Origin of the sequence: Bacillus sp. ZY-1-1 (genome assembly GCF_003047165.1) — a bacterium.
GTDB lineage: Bacteria > Bacillota > Bacilli > Bacillales > Bacillaceae > Bacillus > Bacillus velezensis.
In genome coordinates, this window is sequence record NZ_CP027061.1 from 3,495,808 (window position 1) to 3,515,367 (window position 19,560).

Below are 19,560 nucleotides of genomic sequence, written 5' to 3' on the forward strand. Positions count from 1 at the left end.
AAGCGATCCGGCTCTAAAGAGCCTGCGATCGCTTTTTTTCTTATCCGCGGCCTGCCTGGAAAGACGGATATTTGGTCATTCCCCCGTCAGCAAACAGCGTAATCCCGGTCACATAGCTTGATTCCTTTGAAGCAAGCCAGACGGCGACAGCCGCGATTTCTTCCGGCTCACCGATATATCCCATCGGAATCATGCTTTCCACATCTTTTTTCTGAACGGGATCGGCAAATTTTTCCGCGTTGATCGGCGTATTGATGGCGCCCGGTCCGATATTGTTAACACGGATGCGCTTCGGCGCGTACTCAAGCGCCAGCGTTTCCGTCATCAATTTGATGCCGCCTTTACTCGCCGCGTAGTGGACAAACAGCGGCCACGGAATCATTTCATGTACGCTTGACATGTTAATGACGTTTCCTTGAATATCATTCTCTACGTAATATTTTATGGCTTCGCGGCTTCCTAAGAAAGCGCCGGTCAGATTGGTATTGATAACTTTGTTCCAGTCTTTAAGCGGCATTTCATGCGACTGAACCGGATTTTCCATGCCGGCGTTATTGATCATGACATCCAATGTGCCGAATTCCTTCACTGCGGTCTGCACGATGTTTTTGACATCTTCTTCTTTTGTGACGTCTCCTTGAACGATGACAGCTTCGCCTCCCGCTTTTTGAATCTCTTCTTTAACGGTTTGGGCGTCTTTTTCATTACTATAGTAGTTAACCACGACTTTCGCCTGCTCCTGTCCGAAGCGGATCGCCATCGCTTTTCCTAATCCTGATGAAGCTCCCGTAATGGCAACGACTTTTCCTTTTAAATCCGTGTACATGTTCAAACCTCCTGCATATGTTATGAATTTGATTTTGCAACGCCTAAGAATACCGCGGCTACAATGATCAGGATAATCCCGATGGCAATGGCGACCAGCTGACGCTTCGTTTTGCTCTCACGGAGAATGAAGATTCCGCCGAGCGTGCTGATGACGATCCCCATTTGAGAGAGGGAAAAACTTGTCGCAACTCCGACGCGCGGCTGTGAGATGAACAGAAACATGTTCCCGAGCGCCCAGATGATTCCCGGCAGAATGTTCTTGAGGGCGTACTTATTAAACGGTTTATGCTTGTACGTCAGGACCAGTCCGCCGATGACCATCCCGATCGCCTGCGGCAGAAGCGCTGACCATCCTGATACACCGAACAGCCGGGCGACGACGACATAGACCAAATAGCCGAGCGTGGAGATCAGCAGGATGACAATGCCTTTTTTTAAGTTTCCCGGTTCTCCGTCCGCCCGCCCCTTTTTATCTTCTAAAGATGTGAGCACAATCCCGATGATGATAAAAATAAGGGCGAGAATACCCAGCGTAATCGCGATCGGGGTTGACCATTCTTTGAATACGATCACACCGAACAAAGAAGTCGAGACGAGCTGCATTCCCGTTGATATCGGCATCGTTTTTGAAACGCCCATCAGCTGTATGCTTTTAAGCTGATTGCTTTGGCCGAGCGACCAAAACAGCCCCGAGATGATGCCGACAATAAAAATGCGCCCGGACAGCACCGGATGGACAAACAGATACAGCACAAACGAAACGATGAGCGCCCCGATTGTCGTTCCCAGCGTCTGGCTGTAAGGCCCGCCGCCTAATTTGACGTTAAATAACACGATGCTCCCCCAAAATAAAGCCGGGAGAAGAGCCAGTAATATATCCATGATGGCGACCTTCTTTCAATCGTATTTGCTGTTATTTTGTCTGGAATCGAACCGATTATTCCCGCAAGATCAAAAAAGCCTGCCGGCGATATTCACCGGCAGACCGCTCAATAAAAAAAGCCCCGCTTAGAAGCGGGGCTTTCTTTTCGGCTCATTAAAGTCCGATAGACATGTATTTGGTTTCCAGGTACGGTTCAATGCCTTCTGTACCGCCTTCACGGCCGATGCCGCTTTCTTTCATTCCTCCGAACGGCGCTTGAACCGCGGACGGACCGCCGTCATTCCAGCCGATGATGCCGTATTCAAGCTGTTCAGAAATATAGATGCCGCGGCGGTAGTTTTCTGTGAAGAAATAAGCCGCAAGCCCGAACGGCGTATCGTTCGCAAGCTTGATCGCTTCATCAATATCTGAGAACGTAACGATCGGCGCAACCGGGCCGAATGTTTCTTCATGCATGATGTTCATGGATGTATCTACATTTGAAAGCACGGTCGGCGTCACGAAATAGCATCCTTTTTCGTCGTTTTGGTCATACGTTCCGCCCGTCAGCACTTCTGCACCTTTTTCCACGGCGTCATTAATTTGTCCGACGATTTTATCGAAGCCTTTTTTGTTGATGACAGGGCCGACGTTTACGCCTTTTTCAAGACCGTTTCCGACTTTGAGTTTCGCAGCTTCTTCACTCAGTTTTTTCGCAAACTCGTCTTTCACGGATTCGTGTACGATCAGCCGGTTCGCACAGACGCAGGTTTGGCCGGCATTTCTGAATTTAGAGGCCATTGTTTGGGCTACCGCCAGATCAAGATCAGCGTCTTCATCCACGATCAGCGGCGCATGTCCGCCAAGCTCCATTGACATATGTTTTACGGTGTCGGCGCTGTTTTTCATCAGGATTTTACCGACAGGCGTTGAGCCGGTAAAGGTAATTTTACGGATTTTCGGGCTGCTGGTGAAGACGTTTCCGATTTCAGCTCCGTCACCGATCACCACTTGCAGCACGTCCTTCGGAATTCCCGCTTCATATGCGAGACGCGCAAGGGCGTAAGCGGAAAGCGGCGTATCCTCCGCCGGTTTGATGATGAACGTACAGCCTGCCGCCAAAGCGGGCGCGGCTTTTCTTGTAATCATCGCATTCGGGAAATTCCACGGCGTGATCGCGGCTACCGGGCCGACCGCCTGACGGGTGACGACAATCCGTTTGCCTGTTGTCGGCGCAGGTACGGTTCTGCCGTAAATCCGTTTTGCTTCTTCGGCGAACCATTCAATATAGCCGGCGCCGTATAAAACTTCTCCGACCGCTTCTTCGTACGGTTTGCCGTTTTCTTTCGTAATTAATTCCGCAAGTTCTTCTTTATTTTCAACAATCAGCTCATACCATTTTCTCAAAAGTGAGGCACGTTCTCCCGCTGATGTTTTGGACCATGATTGAAACGCTTGATGTGAACGTTCAATCGCTTTTTCAACATCTTCGGCCGTCTGCTGGGGGATGCTTTCGATCGCCTCTCCCGTTGCCGGGTTGTACACTGTTAATTGTTCTGGCATATTGAACATTCCTTTCTTTCCTATAGTAAAACCATTGTATGCTTGTTGATGTATCTCACACTTTCATGATAGCAGACACATCCGGCGGGATTCCAATAATTGAACTCACAGAGCTGCTTCGATAATGGAAAGGCCTTCTTTGAGCTGCTCATCCGTCACGACAAGCGGCGTCAGGAATCGGATAATGTTGCCGTTAATGCCGGCCGTCAGCAGCAGCAGTCCGTTCTCGTTCGCCGTTTTAGCGATCGCCGCGGCCTTTGCTTTATCCGGTTCCCGCGTGTGCGGATCTTTGACAATTTCGATGGCCGCCATCGCGCCGAGTCTGCGCACTTCTCCGATGCAGGCATGCTCTTTTTTCCACTCGAGCGCTTGATGCTCGATGATCCGGCCGATCTCTTCGGAACGCTGATTCAGCCCTTCTTCTTCAATAATATCCAGGACCGCGAGCGCAGCCGCACAGCCGAGCGGGCTTCCCGCATATGTGCCACCGAGTTCCCCCGGCGCGGCGGCATCAAGCATTTCCGCCCGGCCGATGACACCGCTCAGAGGTAATCCGGCCGCAAGTGATTTGGATACGGTGATCAAATCCGGAACGGCTTCGAAATGCTCAATCGCAAAATACGTTCCCGTTCTGGCAAAACCGGTCTGAATCTCATCCGCTACAAAAACGATACCGTGTTTTTTACAAAAAGCGGCGACGTGCTGCACGAAACGTTTTGACGGAATGATGAAGCCGCCTTCTCCCTGAACCGGCTCCATTACGACACAGGCGACGGTTTCCGGTGCGACTGCGGCGATAAAGAAATCCTCGAAAGCGCTGATGATAAAGTCGTCATACTGCTCGTCACTCATGCCGGCCGGCTTTTGATAATAGTAAGGAAACGGCGCTTGATACACCTCTGAGGCAAACGGGCCGAAACCGTATTTATAAGGCTTCACCTTGCTCGTCATGCTCATCGTCATGTTCGTGCGGCCGTGGAACCCTCTTGTAAATGACACGACAGCCTGGCGCTTCGTATATTTTCTGGCGATTTTCACGGCGTTTTCCACCGCTTCCGCCCCCGAATTGAGAAAAATCGCTTTTTTCGCATGATCTCCCGGCGCAAGGGCGCAAAGTTTTTCGGCCAGCTCAATATAAGACGGATACATCATGACGTTAAATCCCGGGTGAATCAGATCCTCCGCCTGTTTCTTTACGGCCTCCACCACTTTCGGATGAGAATGGCCGACATTCAGCGTTCCGATCGCTCCGGCAAAATCAATGAATCGTCTGCCGTCCAAATCGTACAAAAGCGCCCCTTCCCCTTTTACCGCCATGCTGCGGTTTCCGTTGCCGACCCCCTTGGAAACGAATTGATCCCGTTTTTGCTGCCACTGGGCTGTTGTCACTTCCAATGATGCTGTTCGACTCATAGATTCCATCCCCCTATATTGTTTTCTTATCATTCTGACTTCTTTTTGGTATGATGAAAAGTACCAAAATCAATTTTTCCATGGTATCAGAAAGGAGCAGGGTCTGGATGCTGACGATTTCCATTGATCATTCGGAAACGGCGGATTATATCTATCAGCAGATCTATCAGCACATAAAAGCGGCCGTTTTGAAACGCAGCCTGATGCCTCATACAAAGGTGCCGTCTAAACGGGAGCTTGCCGAGACGCTGAAGGTCAGCGTGAATTCAGTGAATTCAGCTTATCAGCAGCTGCTTTCGGAAGGTTATTTATATGCAGTCGAAAGAAAAGGCTTTTTCGTGGAGGAAATTGATACGGTTTATCATGAAGAAACGCCTTCGCTCTCATTGCCTGAAGATTTAAAAGAGCGGGAGCCGGATAAGAGCGGCTGGATTTCGTTTTCTCATATGAGCGTGGATACGGCGCATTTTCCCCTGAAAAGCTGGTTCCGCTGTGAGCATAAAGCAGCCGCCCGTTCATTTCATACACTCGGGGAACTCGTCCATCCGCAAGGCTTATATGAAGTCCGTGAAACCATTTCGCGGCTTATTTCCCTGACAAGGGGCGTTACATGCCGCCCGGAACAAATCGTGCTCGGGGCGGGCACGCAAATGCTGACGCAGCTGCTGACGGAACTGCTGCCAAAAGACGCGCTGTACGCCATGGAGAACCCGGGATATATGAGGATGTACCGGCTGCTGCAAAACCTCGGGAAAAAGGTTGCGACGATCAGCCTTGATGAAAAAGGCATGTCCATGGCCGAAATCGAAAAACACCGGCCCTGTGTATTGATCACCACGCCTTCCCATCAATTCCCCTCAGGCGTGATCATGCCCGCTTCCCGGCGGATTCAGCTTTTAAACTGGGCCGCCGAACAGAACGGCCGCTTCATCATTGAAGATGATTATGACAGTGAATTTAAATATGACGCCGATACGATACCGGCGCTTCAAAGCCTTGACCGGTTTCAAAATGTCATCTACATGGGGACCTTTTCAAAATCCCTTTTCCCAGGTCTGCGCATCAGCTATATGGTTCTGCCGCCCGGGCTTTTGCGGACGTTCAAAGAGAGAACCTATGACCTGCATACGTGCAGCACGCTTGCCCAGCTCGCGCTGAAAGAATTTATCGACTCAGGTGAATATCAGAAACATATTAAAAAGATGAAGCAGCATTATAAGAACATGCGGGAACGCCTCATTTCGGCTTTGGAAGAAACATTCGGAGAAAAAATCAGTGTAAAGGGCGCCAATGCGGGGCTTCATTTTGTCACTGAGTTTGACTGCGCCCGTTCAGAAAAAGAGATTTTGGCACGGGCGGATGCAGAACAGCTCGATCTGTTTGCGATGAGCCGGTTCCGTCTGAAAGCGGGAGGCGATTCAAATAAGCCGCAGCTCATTCTGGGGTTTGCCCGCCTGAAGGAGAGCGATATTCAAGATGGCGTCCTCAGGCTTTACCGGGCGGTTTTCGGCGCATAAAAAAACCCCCGGAATTCGGGGACTTATTTACCAGCGGTCCGGTTCTGTCTGCAAAATCGCCTCCAGCAGGCCGGGAAACGCCGCTTGTAAATCATCTTTGCGCAGGGAATAATAACGGTGCTTCCCGTCTATGCGCACTTGGGCGATCCCCGCTTCCCGCAGCACTTTGAAGTGATGGGACAGCGTTGATTTGGCGACCCGGACATCAGCGCAGGTACCGCACGTTTTTTCTGTTGTTTCCGCCAATTGTTTGACCAGCTCTAAGCGGAGCGGATCACTCAGAGCATGAAGAACCTTTGTCAGCTGTAAGCGGTCGGTTTCAGGATGGTTTGGAATGTTCATGAGTCAAATGTAACACATAAAAGCGGCGGGTGACAATTTAGGCGGTGAGGGTTTTTCCTTTACCATTCACTGCGAAACATGTTACAGTTAGTTCGATAATATTCGAACTATAACAAATAAACCCAATCAGGAGGAATAACAATGATCGTCTTACAGGCTTACATGAAAGTAAAAGCGGATAAACGCGAGGAATTTTTAGGAGAAGCGCAATCACTTGTTCAGCATTCACGCGCGGAAGAAGGAAATGTGCAATACGATCTTTTCGAAAAAGTCGGTGAGGAAAATACATTCGTTATGCTTGAGCAATGGAAAGATGAAGAAGCGATGAAATTCCACAACGCAACTGACCATTTCCAAGGATTCGTGGCAAAAGCAAAAGAAGTGCTGAGTGCGCCGCTTGACGTCGTCCGCACAGAACTGTCAGAGTAACGAAAGGATGAATGACATGAACGAAGTCCTTCAAATATTAACAGACCACCGTTCCATCCGCAGCTACACAGATGAACCCGTATCGGATGAGCAGCTGGACCTTATCATCCAAGCAACTCAGGCAGCGCCGACTTCCATTAACGGCCAGCAATTTACCGTTATTGCGGTGAAAGATAAGGAGCGGAAGAAAAAAATATCCGAATTGGCCGGCGGCCAGCCGTGGATTGACCAAGCGCCTGTTTTCCTTTTATTCTGCGCTGATTTTAACCGCGCCAAAATTGCGCTTGAAGAATATAATGATACACCGCTTGAGATCACGAACGGTTTAGAGTCCGTTCTAGTCGGAGCCGTAGATGTCGGGATTGCGCTGGGTACGGCAACGGCTGCGGCTGAATCAATGGGACTCGGCACTGTGCCGATCGGCGCCGTGCGCGGCAAGCCTGACGAAATCATTGAATTGCTGAAACTTCCGAAATACGTTTTCCCGGTTTCCGGTCTCGTCATCGGCCATCCGGCAGACCGCTCCGCGAAAAAACCGCGTCTGCCGCAAGCAGCCGTTCTGCATCATGAAACGTATCAAGAAGAAGATTTAAGAACCCATATCGAGGCCTATGACAAGCAGATGTCCGAATACATGAAAAAACGCACCGACGGACAGGAAACAAGAAACTGGTCACAAGGCATCACTTCCTACTATAAGCAGGTTTATTATCCTCACATTCGTGAAATGCTTGAAAAACAAGGATTTAAGACGGATAAATAAACGTATCAGCCTGTCGGAACACTCCGGCAGGTTTTTTCTATTTCTCAAACAAAAGCGTTGACACTATGTAAAAATTTTTGTTAATATTTTCATCATATACTCATTGGTTTTCTGTGAACCGATGGGTTTTCTATTGTGACGAAAGAAGGAATCTGGGCTTATGAATGATAAGAAAACGGATATTCTGCTGGCGGCAAGGAAGCTTTTTTCCGGGAAAAGCTTTTCGTCGGTCTCGATGCAGGCGATCGCAGAGGAGTGCAAAGTCTCCAAAGCATCTTTGTATAAGCTGTTTGAATCAAAGGAAGACCTGCTCCTGGAGCTGCTCGATTTTAACCAGAAACAGATGGTAGCGGCCGCTTCATTATTAAATGAAGAAACGAGCCTCTCCCCTGAGGAACGGTTTGCCAAAAAACTGATGGCTGAGCTTGAAGGCTTCAGACGCAACCAGCAGTTTTTTAATATGCTGATGTACGGAAGCCCCTCTTCCATTAATGAGCGGGTAAAACGGCATATTCACAGGGCCCGCTCCACCTTTATCTGCTGGCATCGCGATTCACTGATTCAGACGTACGGCGAAGACATTATTCCTTATGTATGGGAGCTGGTGATCGTCCTGCAGGGGCTCCTGAGAGAATGCATCACGCTGATTAAGCTGGAAAAAGAACCGCTCGCCCTGGAGCCGCTCACGGACTTTATCATCCGCCATCTCAATCTCATCGTCGAAAACAGGAAAACCGAAACCGCTTTGCCTCAGGAGATGATTGACCTTTATACCGCCTCCGCTTCCTCATTTGAGCCGAAAGACAAAACCGTATTGCTGGCTGAAAGCCTGAAGGAACTGAAAGAAGCCGTCTCAGCCCTTCCGGAGGAAAAATATGATGCCGCAGGACTCGCTTCCGCGGCGGTTATGCTGGAGAAAGAATCAGCGGACAAACAGCCGCGGGATTTTCTTATAAAAGCGCTCATCGGTTATTTGGAGCAGGCCGGACCGCTGCACCAGCCGCTTGCAGCCGTTAAAACATTGCTCAAACTATAAAGAAAGAAGGAATCAGCTTGAATAAGAGTATTAAAACTGCACCATACAACCGCTCTGTCATTGTCGGGATTCTTTTGGCGGGAGCGTTCGTCGCCATTTTGAACCAGACACTGCTTATCACGGCGCTGCCGCACATTATGAATGACTTCAATATAGATGCCAACAAAGCGCAATGGCTGACAACGTCGTTTATGCTGACAAACGGGATTTTGATTCCGATTACCGCATTTTTAATAGAGAAATTTACGAGCCGCACCCTCCTGATTTCCGCTATGAGTATTTTCACGGCGGGCACCATTGTCGGCGCATTCGCCCCGAACTTTCCGGTGCTCTTAACGGCCCGGATTATTCAGGCGGCCGGCGCCGGAATTATGCTGCCGCTCATGCAGACGGTATTTCTCACGATTTTCCCGATGGAAAAGCGCGGCCGCGCCATGGGTATGGTCGGCTTGGTTATTTCGTTCGCGCCGGCGATCGGCCCGACGCTTTCCGGATGGGCGGTCGAAGCATTCTCTTGGCGGTCTTTGTTTTATATCATCTTCCCGATCGCAGTCATCGATTTGCTTTTAGCAATTATTCTGATGAAAAACGTCACGACATTACGAGAAACACAGATTGATATTTTATCCGTGATCTTATCGACCCTCGGATTCGGCGGGCTGCTTTACGGCTTCTCAAGCGCCGGTTCCTCAGGATGGACCAGTACTGAAGTGCTGACTTCGCTGCTTGTCGGAGCGGCCGCGCTGATTTTCTTTATCGCAAGACAGATGAAGCTCAAAAAACCGATGCTGGAATTCCGTGTGTTTTCTTTCGGGATTTTCAGCCTGACCACCCTGCTCGGAACGCTTGTTTTCGCGCTGCTGATCGGAACGGAAACCATTCTCCCGCTTTACACGCAAAAAGTCCGGGGCGTCTCCGCGTTTGATACCGGATTAATGCTTTTGCCGGGCGCGATTGTGATGGGGATGATGTCTCCGTTTATCGGCCGGGTGTTTGACAGAATCGGCGGAAAAGGCCTTGCGATGACCGGATTCTTCATCATCCTGCTCACGTCCCTGCCGTTTATGAATCTGACGGACTCGACGTCTCTCATTTGGATTGTCGTCGTTTATACCGCGCGGCTTTTGGGAACAGCCATGATTATGATGCCGGTGACGACAGCGGGAATCAACGCCCTGCCGCGCCACTTAATTCCGCACGGCACAGCCATGAACAATACCGTCCGCCAAGTCGGCGGTTCTATCGGTACGGCGCTGCTGGTTTCCGTGATGAGCAGCCAGGCCGCGCACGCCAATGCGTCAACTCCGGCAAACGCCGCCCTGCACGGCATGAATGCGGCCTTTGTCGTAGCCGCCTGCATCGCGCTAGCCGGCTTCCTCCTATCTTTTACATTGAAGAAAAAACCGCGTCAGCCCGAGCAGCAGCAGGCCGTTACGCGGTAAACCAAAAAGAACCCGATCACGTATGTGACCGGGTTCTTTTTTTACTTCTCGATTCCGTCTTTTACTTCTTTCACCATTTGCGCCATGGATTCCAGGCCGCCTCCTGATAAATACCATGTAGCTGAATCAAGGTAGACAACATGGTTGTTTTTCACGGCTTTCACCGATTTTACATAATCATTTTCAACCACTTGTTTTGTTGAAGATTTTGTGCCGATCGCTGTTCCGCGGTCAACGACAAACATGTAATCAGGGTTTGTTTTGGCGATATATTCATAGGAAATGCTTTGTCCGTGCAGTGAGGCTTCGATGTTTTTGTCAGCCGGTTTGACGCCGAACACATCATGAATGAAGCCGTATCTTGATTTAGATCCGAACGCGCTGATTTTGCCGTCGTTCGCCATCACCACTAACCCGTTTTTATCCGTGCTGCTTGTCTTTTTCTTCAGATCGGCAATGGATTTGTCAATTTTCGCAAGCTTATCTTTCACTTCATTTTCTTTGTTAAAGATTTTGCCGATCACTTCAGTGTTTTGCTTGAATCTGTCAACGTAGTTTGTATAGTCATCATCAAGATAAATCGTCGGCGCGATTTTTGAGAACTCTTTATAAGAATCAGATTGTCTGTGGGCGATAATGATTAAATCCGGATCAATATCCGCGACTTTTTCAAAATCCGGTTCTTTTAAACCGCCGGTATTGGCGTATTTATCACTATTATATGAAGATAAGTATTTTGGAAGGTTTTGTTTCGGAAGTCCCGCCACGTGATCCTGTAAACCGAGTTCATCCATCGTATCCAGCATTCCGAAGTTGAATACGACGACTTTTTTCGGATTCTTCGGCACTTTGACTCCTTCTTTGTTCAGATCATCTTTGATTGTGATTGTTTCTTTTGATTTGCCTGATGTTTTGTCCCCGTTTCCGCATGCAGAAACAACAAAAATCGTAACTAGCGCAATGAATAGCAATGCGAATTTTTTCATGACTTTCACCTCATCTGGTTTTTAAGAAAAGTACACACCGATCCGCTGACTGTCAATCTCTTGAATCGGGATGGTCATATCATAAATATCTTCAAGCACGGAGGTTTCAATGATCTCCTCCGCCGGCCCTTCTTTGACGATCCGTCCGTTTTTCAGTGCGACGATATGGTCTGAATATACGGATGCGAAGTTGATATCGTGAATCACTACGACGACCGTTTTTCCGAAGTCTTCCACAAGCCGCTTCAACAGCTTCATCATTTCAACGGAATGCTTCATATCTAAATTGTTCAGCGGCTCATCGAGAAAAATATAGTCCGTATCCTGAGCGATGATCATCGCGATAAACGCCCTCTGACACTGGCCTCCGCTGAGCTGATCGAGGTATTTATCCTTTAAGTCATCCAGCTTCATATAACTGAGGGCCTGGTTGATATGCACCCAATCTTCATCCGTCAGTTTCCCCTGGGAATACGGAAATCTGCCGAAGCTGACCAGGTCTTTAATCGTCAGTCTGATATTGATTTGGTTCGTCTGCTTCAGGATGCTGATTTTTTTCGCCAGATCGTTGCTTTTACAGGCCCCGATCTCTTGCCCGTCGACCGTGATTTCTCCGGAATCCGTCTTAATCAGCCGGCTCATGATAGACAGCAGCGTGCTTTTTCCCGCGCCGTTCGGACCGATAAACGAGGTGAGCCTGCCCTTTTGAATGGATAGAGACGTTTTCTCAAGGACGGTTTTCCCTCCGTATTGTTTGCTTACATTTTTGACCTCTACCATGATTTATTCTCCTTTAACAGCAGATAGATAAAATAAATCCCGCCGGCAAAATTAATGATGACGCTCAGCGTCGTGGAAAACGTGAACACTTTCTCCACGACAAACTGGCCCCCGACGAGCGCGACGATGCTGATCAGGACGGAACCCGCGATTAAATACGTGTGCCTGTAGGTTTTTAAAAACTCTCTCGCCAGATTGACGACAAGCAGTCCTAAAAACATAATCGGCCCGACAAGAGCCGTAGAGACAGACACAAGAATGGCGACGACGATGAGCATCTGTTTCACAAGCTTATCGTAATCAATCCCAAGGTTGACGGCGTGCTCCCTGCCGAGCGACAGCACGTCAAAAAACCGCGTGAACCGCCAGACATAAATGCCTGTCAGAAGAAAGACAGCACCGGCAAATCCTAAAAGATCGGTGTTGATATTGTTAAAGCTGGCAAACATTTTGTCCTGAACAACCTGGAACTCATTCGGATCAATCAGCATCTGCATAAAGGATGACAGACTGTTGAACAGCGTGCCGAACACGACGCCGACAAGCAGAAGGAAAAACACGTTCCGCCCCTCGCCTTTAAACATGAGCTGATACAAAACGAGTGACAAGAGCACCATCAGCCCGACGGAGATGGCGAAATTAAGATTTTTGTTCATCATGACGATATTCATTGAACCGAACAGGAACACGATGACGGTCTGAATGAGCATATACAGGGAATCGAGGCCTAAAATGCCCGGTGTCAGTATGCGGTTATTTGTAATCGTCTGGAAGATGACCGTTGAAAACGCGATCGCTCCCCCTGTGAGCATCATGGCAAGCACTTTGAAGCATCGTCTCGGCAGGGAGTATTCCCAATTGCCCAGTCCGTAGAACAGAAAGAATCCGATACATATTATGGCGAGCGCCGCCAGCAGCGTAATTTTTTTATTATGACTCATATGCTTTTCTCCTTAACAGCATATACAGGAAGATGCCGCTACCGATAACACCGACCATCAGGCCGATGGAAATTTCGTACGGGAAGATGATCACCCTTCCCAAAATGTCGCAAAACAGCACAAAAACAGCGCCCAAGAGAGCTGTGTGAGGCAGGCTGCTCCTCAGGTTGTCCCCTTTGTAAATCGACACCATATTGGGAATGATCAAACCGAGAAACGGCAGCATCCCGACGGTCAGGATCACCAGTGAAGCGATGAGCGACACGATAATCAGACCGATATTGACGACGCGTTTGTATTTCAGGCCGAGATTGACGGAAAAGCTCTCTCCCATTCCCGCCACCGTAAATTTATCCGCATACACATAAGCGATGATCACCAGCGGGATACTCAGATATAAAAGCTCATACCGGCCTTTAACGACCAGTGAGAAATCTCCCTGCAGCCAAGATGACAGGTTTTGGATCAGGTCGTATTTATATGCGATAAACGTGGCGATTGAGCTGACGATGTTCCCAAGCATTAAACCGACGAGAGGAATAAAAATCGCATCATTGAACTTGATTCTCTCGAGGATTTTCATGAAAAGGAAATTTCCCGCCAACGCGAAAATAAAAGCGATAGACATTTTCACAAGCGGGCTCGCTGACGTAAAAAGCATTAATGAAATCAAAATTCCGAGCCTTGCCCAGTCCATCGTTCCCGCAGTCGTCGGCGATACAAATTTATTCCGGCTGATCTGCTGCATGATTAATCCGCAGATGCTCAGGCTCATGCCGGCGATGATAATGCTCACCAAACGCGGCAGCCGGCTGTCAAACAATGTACCTGCCTGTTCTTTATTTAAATGAAAAATATCCAGCGGCGACAAATCTTCTACACCGATAAATATAGAAGTACACGCCAAAACCGCCAGTAGCAAAAGTAAGTAACGTAGCTTCATGCTGCCTCCCTGCACCCATCACAAACGGTATGACTGATTGCCAAACAACTCCCATATATCCCCACTCGTAATGATTATCATTATCAACGACAACTATAATCTTATCATCTTTCCAAGCGCAGTCAATACAGTTTTGCTTTCAAAAACGGTCATCCGCGGGCCGTACACTAAATTGTCTTACAATCAGTCTATCAAGAATTTGCAGGATTTTCTATAACCTTCATTTGGCTGCTTATCATTTTTTGCACATGATGACACGCTTGCGGGAAACAAATCTGACAAACAGCGGCAAAATTCCTCCATGAAAATACAAATGTTCTCCCCACATAGAAAAAATCCTTGATTTACATGTTTGAAAGAGAGATAATAAAAATTAAATTTGTGAGAAAATTTAAATATTAGGGGATGTAAATCATGAAAGTTGTAAAATTCGGAGGCAGCTCTCTTGCGTCAGGAGCCCAGCTTGAGAAAGTGTTTCAAATCGTGACGGCTGATCCCTCGCGGAAAGCCGTCGTCGTATCGGCGCCGGGAAAACGCTTCTCGGACGATACAAAGGTGACGGATCTGTTAATCCGCTGTGCGGAGCATTATTTGCAAAATGGTGCAGCGCCCGAGCTTGCCGAACCGGTCATTGAACGGTACGCCGCCATCGCGCGTGAGCTGAACCTGGATTTCTCTATTATAGAAAGAATCCGCAGTGACCTATTCGCTCTCTTAAACAGCAGCAAAGCCAATCCCGATCAGTATATGGATGCGGTGAAAGCGAGCGGCGAGGACAACAACGCGAAGCTGATCGCGGCCTACTTCCGCCGGCAGGGCGTGAAAGCCGAATACGTAAGCCCGAAAGAAGCGGGGCTGTTTGTGACGAATGAACCCGGAAGCGCCCAGGTGCTCCCTGAGTCTTATGATCATTTGTACCGTCTGAGAAACCGTGAAGGCTTGATCATTTTTCCGGGATTTTTCGGTTACACGAAGGAGCATGAGATTGTGACGTTTTCCCGGAGCGGTTCTGATATTACCGGCTCCATTCTCGCCAGCGGCTTAAAAGCCGACCTGTACGAAAACTTTACTGATGTGGACGCCGTCTATTCCGTCAACCCGTCAATCGTGCGGCATCCGAAAGAGATTAACGAACTGACGTATCGGGAAATGCGTGAGCTCTCCTATGCCGGGTTTTCCGTTTTTCATGATGAAGCGCTGATTCCCGCTTTTCGGGCCGGCATCCCCGTTCAGATTAAGAATACGAATAATCCGGAGGCGAAAGGAACGCGCGTCGTCAGCAGCCGTGACAATACGAACGGGCCAGTCATCGGCATCGCAAGCGACACGGGCTTTTGCAGCATTTACATAAGCAAATATTTAATGAACCGGGAAATCGGTTTCGGCCGCAAAGCCCTTCACATTTTGGAGGAAGAAGGATTGACGTATGAACATGTTCCATCCGGCATTGACGACATCACGATCATCCTTCGGCACGATCAGATGGACTCAGAACTGGAACACAGGCTCGTCACCCGTCTGAAGCAGGAACTTCAAGCAGATGAAGTCACAGTCAGGCACAACCTGGCGCTGATTATGGTCGTCGGGGAAGCGATGCGCCATAATGTCGGCACAACCGCCAGGGCATCCAAAGCACTGTCCGAAGCCGGCGTCAACATCGAGATGATCAATCAGGGGTCATCGGAAGTCAGCATGATGTTCGGGGTGAAAGAAGAACAGGAAAAACAAGCGGTGCGGGCGCTGTATGACGAGTTTTTCGCCGGAGTCTTACTCTCATAGGACACCGCCTCTTTTTTCTCTTGTCCACTAATATCCCTTACAAAGCAGCTTCTTTTACATATTGTATGGTATAGACAATATGGAGGTGAAGCTCATGTCAGGATATTCTGGAATCAGCTCTTTCGCTTTGATCGTTGTTTTATTTATCCTGTTGGTTATTGTAGGTACTGCCTATGTTGGCGGTTTCTAAGCATCACTCCGTCTATATGAGGACGCTGCGGGTTTTGACCTGCGGCGTTTTCTTTTGTTTTCCGCCGCTGTTCAAGTCCGGCCGCGCAAAAAAAAAGACTGCCGGGAACATTCCCGGGCAGTCTTTTCCTTTGTTCAGGTTATTTTCTTCTCACGTCATTCCTCTTTCAGCTACATGGAATTCAGCCTGATCTGTCTGGCCTGCACCTGTCACTGTAAAAATCGCGGCGGCTGCTAAACAAATAACAAACCATTTAGATTTCAATTTCATACAAACCCTCACTCCTTTGTATTTGTTTCCTTGCCTCTTCGACTTTCAGAAAATAGTCAGAAGAAATCTTAAAGCAATTTTGTTCATAGTAATATTTAGCTGCTTCTAGTGCTAAATCCTCTATATCGGCGTATAAATTTTTATCTTCCAGGTAACGGAAACACGCGCTGATTGTTTCCTCATCCGGTTTCGCCTGATACAGAGCCTGCAGCCATTCGAATTTTACCGTGTAAACGGGATCGTCTGTTTCTTTAGCATATTCATATCCCCGCTTGTGATATTCCGACGCTTTTTCTTTTTTTCCGAGTTTAAAGTAAATGAGTGTGATTAGGAAATATGCTTGAGGAAGAGAATTGACGATTCTTTGTGATTCAAATGTATCAACCGCCCGTTCAAAGTACGGAATCGCTTCGCCGATGCGGTCCTGATTGTAGTAGCACAGTCCGAGGTTATACAGCGCCCTCCCGACAAGCTGCGCTTTTTGTTCTTTTTCGGCCATTTGCAGAGCGTGCTGAAAATGTTTGGCCGCCTGTTCAAAGCGCCTTTCATCCATTAAATTGACGCCGAATACAAAATGGCATTGAATGATCCGGACGTTATATGTGTCCTGCTCGACGTAAATTTCATAAGCGTTTTTTATATGTATCAAAGAAAAATACGTTTGTTTCATATGATAATAAGCTTCGGCCACTTTAAAATAAAACTCCGCCCGTTCCACGTGGTCCGATACGAAGGCCAGTTTTTTCTCAGCTTGTTTATAATATGTAATCGCTGAGATAAATTCTCTTTTATCAAATTCAAACATGCCTTTGAAAAAGTTGACGTAATAATCGAGAAGCCCTTTGAGGCCGGCCTGGCTGTTATCAATGTTATCAAGAATTTCCGACAGGGTCGGCTGGTCTTCTATCTTCAGTTTTTCCAGCGGCTCCAAGTAGTCCAGCATCAGCTGATGGCGAAATTCCATGAGGGAATAATAAAGCACTAAGTTTGAATCAGGCTCCATACGGTCAAGCTCTTGTTTGATCTCGGCCTTCAAGATCTCCGCATCCGGCACGCTGAATGTTCTGATGTATCGATACCACTCGTTAATTTTCTGCCCGACTGCTGAAGAAGGAATTAACCCGCTCTTCATTCCTTCACCCTCCCCATCCAAGACCTGTTTACCAGTTATTTTATCACGTTTCCGTGTCTTTCCATCCCGAAAAACACGCAAACTTTGTTTCGGCAGAGCGCAATTTTCCGAGTGAAGATGAAACAGCCGGCAGCCAGACGGGACTGCCGGTTTCAAGATGATTCATGTTTCGTATTCAGCGGAAGGCGGATTGTAAACGTCGTGCCTTTTCCTTTTTCGCTGGCAATATCTATCGTGCCCTTGTGCATTTCAACGAGCTGCCTGACGATGGACAGGCCGAGTCCGTATTCGCCGTATGCCGTATTCGTCCGGGACACGTCCGCCTTATAAAACCGCTCCCATATATGCTCAATTTCCTCTTTGGAGATGCCGATTCCGGTGTCTTCGATCTCAATCACCGTTTCTTTATAGCCTTCATACCCGCGCAGCGTGATGTCTCCGTTTTGCGTAAATTGAATGCTGTTTTTCGTGATGTTGACGAGAATCTGGATCAGCCTGTCATAATCGGCGAACACTTTGACGCCGTCCTCCGCCTGAATCCGCAGCTGATTTTGTTTTTCCTCCGCCTGCTGATTGAGATGCTCTTTAATAATTTCAAACACCTCGATGAGCGGCAGACTGAGCTTGTCCAGTTTGATTTGCTGGGATCTGATTTTTTCATAATCCAAGTTTTCTTTCACGAGCCTGAGCATCCGCTTCGTTTCTTCACTGATCAGCGAGAAGCATTTCTCTTTATCTTTTTCCGGGATGGTGTTGCTGTTAAGCCCCTCCACAAGTCCGTTAATGGTCGTCAAAGGCGTTCTCAGCTCATGGGAGACATCGGCGATAAATTGGCGCCTCCGTTTTTCCAGGCGGTCAATCTGCTCTCTCGATTGCTTCAGATTTTTGGCCATGATGTTGAAATCGGACGCCAGCATGCCGATTTCATCGCCGCCGCTGTTCTTGAGCGAAATATCGTAATCCCCGGATGCCACTTTTCCGGTCGCATCCCGCAATGTCTGAATCCGCTTAACGTGAAATTTAGATAAAAGCCAGCTCAGCAGAATCGTGATGATAAGGGTGCTGATAATCGCGTAAATCATATAGCGGTTGACCTGGCTGATCATCTGCTCGACCCCTCTGACGGGAGACACGAGCAGCACCGCGCCTTTAAATTGATCGTTGATCAAAAGCGGTTTTGCGACAAGCGATACTTCCAAGCCCTCCGTATTAAAACGGTTCATCTCCGCTCTGATCTGAACGGTTTTCCCTTGCTTCAGCATGTGCCACTCCTTACTTTTGAGCTTCTCGCGCGGCGGCATATCGTCAGGAAAAAAGTACGGCCGCTGATGTTCATCAAAAATAATAAACCTGGTCTCGCGCGTTTTTAACATGTCCTGATACGGATACAGGCGGCGCAGATCAAGATCGCGTCCGTTCAGCTCACTTGTGATCTGCTGGGCGTAAGAAGACAGCTCATCCACTTTATTTTGATACGCAAAATCTTTCACAAAGTGCGAAAACAGGGAAATGATGATGAAAAAGGCCAAAATCAAAATGCTGACATGGCTTAACAGCAGCTGATATAAGTATTTAATCCTCATCAAATTTGTATCCTACCCCCCACACCGTGTATAAAAACGGTTTTTCGTCACTGGACAGTTTTTTGCGCAGCCGTTTAATATGAACATCAACCGTACGTTCATCGCCGTAAAATTGATAGCCCCACACCTGCTCAAGCAGCTGCTCTCTCGAAAAGACCTGGCGCGGATTTTGTGCGAGATAAAAGAGCAGATCGAATTCCTTCGGCGTCAGATTCTCGACAGGCTTTCCATGCAGAAACACTTCCCGCGTCTTCTTATTGATTGAAAAACACGCCGTTTCGATCAAGTCGCCGCTTTTTACGGCCTGCCCCGTCGCCCGGTATCTTCTGATCACCGCTTTAATCCGCGCTACTAGCGTCAGCGGGCTGAACGGCTTGGTGACATAGTCGTCGGCTCCCATTTCAAACCCGATCACCTGATCAGACTCCGTGTCCTTTGCGGTCAGCATAATAATCGGCACACTGCTCGTCTCTCTTATTTTCCGGCAGATCGTCACTCCGTCCATAGATGGAAGCATAATATCCAGAATGACCAAATCCCAGTCCTCTTCCGTGAACCGCTGATAGCCTTCCACTCCGTCATGGACAAATTCGGCTTCAAATCCTTCTTTAAAAAAGAACATTTCCGTCATGGTGCATACGCTTATATTGTCTTCTACCATTAATATCTTCATTGGGTCCTCCGTTTATCTTGACGCTTTTACTTATAATAGCACCATTTTACCCGGATATTTTCGCGTTTCACAATTGTTAGTTTTTATT

At 48.1% G+C, this 19,560-nt stretch carries 20 protein-coding genes; 7 read left to right on the forward strand and 13 right to left on the reverse strand.

Annotated features, from left to right (window positions below; all coding sequences use genetic code 11):
• Positions 1–40: 40 nt before the first annotated feature.
• The 4 genes from gdh to gabT form a co-directional block, all read right to left on the reverse strand.
• Positions 41–826 (reverse strand): glucose 1-dehydrogenase, encoded by a 786-nt coding sequence (gdh, locus tag C5I45_RS17555; protein ID WP_003156315.1) that lies wholly within the window; start codon positions 824–826, stop codon positions 41–43.
• 20 nt (positions 827–846) lie between these two features.
• Positions 847–1,710, reverse strand: a complete 864-nt coding sequence (locus C5I45_RS17560; protein ID WP_014304346.1) for a RhaT/GlcU family sugar-proton symporter — start codon at positions 1,708–1,710, stop codon at positions 847–849.
• A gap of 154 nt (positions 1,711–1,864) precedes the next feature.
• Entirely contained in the window at positions 1,865–3,253 is a 1,389-nt protein-coding gene (gene gabD / locus C5I45_RS17565; protein WP_003156319.1) for a succinate-semialdehyde dehydrogenase, read from the reverse strand.
• Between the two features lie 105 nt (positions 3,254–3,358).
• A complete protein-coding gene (gene gabT / locus C5I45_RS17570) occupies positions 3,359–4,666 on the reverse strand; it encodes a 4-aminobutyrate--2-oxoglutarate transaminase (protein ID WP_107994542.1) in 1,308 nt (435 codons plus the stop codon).
• 107 nt (positions 4,667–4,773) lie between these two features.
• Here gabT and gabR point away from each other — a divergent pair, with 107 nt between their 5' ends.
• A complete protein-coding gene (gene gabR, locus C5I45_RS17575) occupies positions 4,774–6,183 on the forward strand; it encodes a MocR-like transcriptional regulator GabR (RefSeq protein WP_058906564.1) in 1,410 nt (469 codons plus the stop codon).
• Between the two features lie 27 nt (positions 6,184–6,210).
• Here the strand turns inward: gabR and C5I45_RS17580 are convergent, their stop codons facing one another.
• The gene (locus tag C5I45_RS17580; RefSeq protein WP_003156322.1) at positions 6,211–6,525 is read right to left on the reverse strand and encodes an ArsR/SmtB family transcription factor; all 315 of its coding nucleotides are present in this window, start codon (positions 6,523–6,525) and stop codon (positions 6,211–6,213) included.
• A 141-nt stretch (positions 6,526–6,666) separates the two neighbouring features.
• Here C5I45_RS17580 and C5I45_RS17585 point away from each other — a divergent pair, with 141 nt between their 5' ends.
• The 4 genes from C5I45_RS17585 (at position 6,667) to C5I45_RS17600 (ending at position 10,195) form a co-directional block, all read left to right on the forward strand.
• Positions 6,667–6,954, forward strand: coding sequence for a putative quinol monooxygenase (locus C5I45_RS17585; RefSeq protein ID WP_003156323.1), 288 nt, complete (start codon positions 6,667–6,669; stop codon positions 6,952–6,954).
• Positions 6,955–6,970: 16 nt separating this feature from the next.
• Positions 6,971–7,717, forward strand: a complete 747-nt coding sequence (gene nfsA / locus C5I45_RS17590) for an oxygen-insensitive NADPH nitroreductase (protein ID WP_032857700.1) — start codon at positions 6,971–6,973, stop codon at positions 7,715–7,717.
• 160 nt (positions 7,718–7,877) lie between these two features.
• Positions 7,878–8,753 carry a TetR/AcrR family transcriptional regulator gene (locus C5I45_RS17595; protein WP_003156326.1) on the forward strand — a complete coding sequence of 292 codons (876 nt, stop codon included), beginning with the start codon at positions 7,878–7,880 and terminating at the stop codon, positions 8,751–8,753.
• Between the two features lie 17 nt (positions 8,754–8,770).
• A complete protein-coding gene (locus C5I45_RS17600) occupies positions 8,771–10,195 on the forward strand; it encodes an MDR family MFS transporter (RefSeq protein WP_015388705.1) in 1,425 nt (474 codons plus the stop codon).
• A gap of 41 nt (positions 10,196–10,236) precedes the next feature.
• On the opposite strand, the gene C5I45_RS17605 is transcribed toward C5I45_RS17600, so the two are convergent.
• The 4 genes from C5I45_RS17605 to C5I45_RS17620 are packed head-to-tail and all read right to left on the reverse strand — an operon-like array spanning position 10,237 to position 13,845.
• The gene (locus C5I45_RS17605; protein WP_003156329.1) at positions 10,237–11,181 is read right to left on the reverse strand and encodes a siderophore ABC transporter substrate-binding protein; all 945 of its coding nucleotides are present in this window, start codon (positions 11,179–11,181) and stop codon (positions 10,237–10,239) included.
• Positions 11,182–11,202: 21 nt separating this feature from the next.
• Positions 11,203–11,961 carry an iron ABC transporter ATP-binding protein gene (locus C5I45_RS17610; protein WP_003156330.1) on the reverse strand — a complete coding sequence of 253 codons (759 nt, stop codon included), beginning with the start codon at positions 11,959–11,961 and terminating at the stop codon, positions 11,203–11,205.
• Positions 11,955–12,902, reverse strand: a complete 948-nt coding sequence (locus C5I45_RS17615; protein WP_069448545.1) for an iron chelate uptake ABC transporter family permease subunit — start codon at positions 12,900–12,902, stop codon at positions 11,955–11,957. Before C5I45_RS17615 ends, C5I45_RS17610 begins: the two co-directional genes overlap by 7 nt.
• The gene (locus C5I45_RS17620; protein WP_003156332.1) at positions 12,892–13,845 is read right to left on the reverse strand and encodes an ABC transporter permease; all 954 of its coding nucleotides are present in this window, start codon (positions 13,843–13,845) and stop codon (positions 12,892–12,894) included. Before C5I45_RS17620 ends, C5I45_RS17615 begins: the two co-directional genes overlap by 11 nt.
• 414 nt (positions 13,846–14,259) lie before the next feature.
• Here C5I45_RS17620 and C5I45_RS17630 point away from each other — a divergent pair, with 414 nt between their 5' ends.
• The gene (locus C5I45_RS17630; RefSeq protein ID WP_014304341.1) at positions 14,260–15,624 is read left to right on the forward strand and encodes an aspartate kinase; all 1,365 of its coding nucleotides are present in this window, start codon (positions 14,260–14,262) and stop codon (positions 15,622–15,624) included.
• 79 nt (positions 15,625–15,703) lie between these two features.
• A complete protein-coding gene (locus C5I45_RS17635; RefSeq protein ID WP_369719092.1) occupies positions 15,704–15,814 on the forward strand; it encodes a YjcZ family sporulation protein in 111 nt (36 codons plus the stop codon).
• A gap of 150 nt (positions 15,815–15,964) precedes the next feature.
• On the opposite strand, the gene C5I45_RS17640 is transcribed toward C5I45_RS17635, so the two are convergent.
• From C5I45_RS17640 to C5I45_RS17655, 4 genes are all read right to left on the reverse strand, one after another.
• Positions 15,965–16,084 (reverse strand): phosphatase RapC inhibitor PhrC, encoded by a 120-nt coding sequence (locus tag C5I45_RS17640; protein WP_003156334.1) that lies wholly within the window; start codon positions 16,082–16,084, stop codon positions 15,965–15,967.
• Positions 16,068–17,216, reverse strand: a complete 1,149-nt coding sequence (locus tag C5I45_RS17645; RefSeq protein WP_014304340.1) for a Rap family tetratricopeptide repeat protein — start codon at positions 17,214–17,216, stop codon at positions 16,068–16,070. The genes C5I45_RS17640 and C5I45_RS17645 overlap by 17 nt, the downstream gene beginning before the upstream one ends.
• 152 nt (positions 17,217–17,368) lie before the next feature.
• Positions 17,369–18,802 carry a two-component system sensor histidine kinase YclK gene (locus tag C5I45_RS17650; protein ID WP_161620115.1) on the reverse strand — a complete coding sequence of 478 codons (1,434 nt, stop codon included), beginning with the start codon at positions 18,800–18,802 and terminating at the stop codon, positions 17,369–17,371.
• Positions 18,789–19,472: a two-component system response regulator YclJ gene (locus tag C5I45_RS17655; protein WP_103695313.1), complete on the reverse strand. Its 684-nt coding sequence runs from the start codon at positions 19,470–19,472 to the stop codon at positions 18,789–18,791. Before C5I45_RS17655 ends, C5I45_RS17650 begins: the two co-directional genes overlap by 14 nt.
• Positions 19,473–19,560 lie beyond the last annotated feature (88 nt).